Annotated in this window: 1 protein-coding gene; it reads left to right on the forward strand. The window is 62.1% G+C overall.

Annotation, left to right across the window (positions count from 1 at the left end; all coding sequences use genetic code 11):
• The coding region (locus HX786_RS26860; RefSeq protein ID WP_256735329.1) for a cache domain-containing protein at window positions 1–541 on the forward strand (541 nt) is incomplete at both ends.

Here is a 541-nt window from a genome sequence, read left to right on the forward strand (position 1 = left end):
GTGCTGCGCAACGTCGAGCTGTACGACTTGTCGATCAAAGGCCTGATCGCCGCCACCGAACGCACTGATTTGGCTGGGGTATCGGCCGGCATCCGTCACCTGGTGCTGTTCGACCGTTCGGAAGCGGCGCCCTACAAAGGCGACATCCTGTTGTTGGACAAGGATGGCAACGTGATCGCCGACTCAGCCCTGCAGACGCCCAAATCCGCCAACTTCGCCGACCGCGATTACTTCCAGGCCCATCGGCAGAATCCCGACCTGGGCCTGTTCATCAGCCGGCCCTTCATGGCGCGCTGCGTGTGTGACGACCAATGGCGTATCGCTTTCAGCCGCCGGGTTTCCGGGCCGGATGGGCGATTCCTCGGCGTGGCCGTGGCCACCATGCGCCTGTCGTACTTTCAGCAACTGTTCCGCAGCCTGAATATCGGCAGCGACAGCACCATCAACCTGATCAACCAACAAGGCATCCTGCTGGCCCAGCAGCCGTTGCTGGAACGGGACATGATCGACAAGGACCTCAGCCAGCGGCCAAACGTCGCGC

Origin of the sequence: Pseudomonas sp. 21615526, from assembly GCF_013386245.1 — a bacterium.
Lineage (GTDB): Bacteria > Pseudomonadota > Gammaproteobacteria > Pseudomonadales > Pseudomonadaceae > Aquipseudomonas.